Genomic DNA, 2,059 nt, shown 5'->3' on the forward strand with positions numbered 1-2,059 from the left:
GTCAGGGTGCGAACGAGGGTGACGCGCAAACTCCACTTCAATCTTGATTTTGCCGCGCTGACCCAGCACCTGAGTCCAGTAGTCAGTTAGATGACGATTGACGTTTAGGACTGCCGTGGACAGTAGAGATGAACGTTCCCGGTCGTCTTCGATGAGCAGCTGTTCAAGCGTTAGCCCCGCGCTCGTTAGGAAGTTGTCCGCTCCCGTGTGCTCGCTTCCCTTGAGCCAATCCTTTTCGTCTTCATCGATTTCGACAGTGTTGGGAAGGTAGCTGTCCTCTTCTCGAAAAAGCGCAAAGAGAGGGACGCGCTTCCAGAAGGTCGTGATAAATGTGGCGGAAGCCGTGGACACGAATACCTTCGGGTCCACTTTTGTCTCACCCTCCTTCGGTTCCGGAATGCCGTTGGCGATGGCGTGTTCCAGCACCTCTTGCACATCCGATTCGAGGCTGAAGAAACGCGTCGTCTTTCCAGCCGTTTGCTTGAACGACGCCTGGAGCACCAAATCCTGCCTCCGAGGGAACAGCGCCTTCATGACGGTCTCAGCCGTGGCCCCAGGCAACTCCGCGCAGATGCTACCAAGCTCATCCTGCGAGAGATTCAACCTCAAGGCCATGCTGGGCCGACTGCTGCCGCGACGGAAATCATCCGAGCTAATGACCCCGATGTGTCCGAAGGCAACATGCAGCGCGTCAAGGATGGCGCTCTTGCCCGACTCGTTTTGCCCGACGAGGGCGGTAACGCCATCGGACGAGAACGGTAGCCAACCTGTGGCAACGATGGAACGAAACGCATCAACCTTGAACGCGACCAGTTTCATGATTTCCCTTGGGCGCTCCGTGCRCCCCAGCCGGTATGCTATGGCATCGGCGGAGTGGATTCACCACGACATCCGCTGGTCGGTAAGGCGACAGGTCTTTGTCGAGCTGCCGCGCCCACGGGTTACAAGTAAGTGCGTTCCCGGAATTCTATATGCGTTATCGGCAAAACTCGTGCTGAGTCCCTGGCGCGGATTGGAGAGTCCCGGCTGGCGGCCGTCGATAAATTTCCTCAGTGCTGTCTGCAGGCTAAGGCGCCTTTAGAGGACACGCTTTAGGACTCTCGCTGAAACAGGCGAGGCGTCACCTGCCGCCCCTGAGCCGCCAACAACTCAAATTGGTCGACGGAACCGGAGGTACGAGACCAATATGCCGAGCCGGCCTTCCTTTTTGCCAGCCCTGCGCGACGGCACCGGCAACCCTTTGCGCAAGGATGGACGAGCAAAAAACCTGTAGGGCATGTACACCAGCGTATGTAGGGGAAAACCTACACACCACCCCTTGGCGCAAAGTATTGCCAGTTCCATCAGGCTATTGCGGCTTCATCTTCGGAAAAGATGTGAAGGCGCGAGCGTTCGCAAGAGATTGCGAGGGCGATCCCGCCTGCTCTAGCGTGCGACGGCGGGTCAGGGGACGCGGGCCGGGGTGCAGGGGATGCATTCCGGCGGGCGGGCTTGGTGCGCGGGCGCAGCCCCGGCTGCGAAGGACTGTCCGTCAGCCACAAGGGCCATGCGCATGCGTTCCACAAAAGGATTGTGTTGGTATCTGGTCGTCGTGCTCTTGACTCTGGCTCCCGCGACATTTGCGCAAACAGCCACAACGAACCCCGAAGACGAGTACAAGAAGCTCGTCAAGGTCAACACCGAGATTCAACCACTCGGAGAGACCCCTTTCGGTGAATCGGTCAACCTGTTCGACGGTGGGCTGTCATTCCACGTTGTCGACATCTCCATCCCCGGCACAGGTCCTACCATCGAAATCGGGCGTACCTTCCACGCCGACGGTGACGCGGCCGTCCGGTGGTCCGACTCGGAGTTCGGCGACTGGGATCTCGATATTCCGAGGCTCACTACGCTCACCTCCAACCAGGGCACCATCATCCAGGGGCCGAATCAAATCGGTTGGTTGGTCAACTCCATCGCGCGCACCGACCGATGCACGAATTTCCGGGAGCCGCCCGACCAGCGCATAGGGCGGCCCGGTTCCGACCCGCTGCCAGCCGATGCGTGGTGGAACCAGGGT

At 59.3% G+C, this 2,059-nt stretch carries 2 protein-coding genes; one reads left to right on the forward strand and one right to left on the reverse strand.

All coding sequences use genetic code 11. The annotated features are described in order from the left end of the window. Nucleotides 1-819 (reverse strand): AAA family ATPase (locus AC1DT2_RS21705; RefSeq protein WP_477298670.1); only part of this gene is annotated, 819 nt, incomplete at its 3' end. Between the two features lie 733 nt (nucleotides 820-1,552). Here AC1DT2_RS21705 and AC1DT2_RS21710 point away from each other — a divergent pair. Then, nucleotides 1,553-2,059, forward strand: a 507-nt coding sequence (locus tag AC1DT2_RS21710) for a hypothetical protein (protein ID WP_477298671.1), incomplete at its 3' end; no start/stop codon positions are given.

This window comes from Luteibacter sp. P4_E6 (assembly GCF_056401535.1).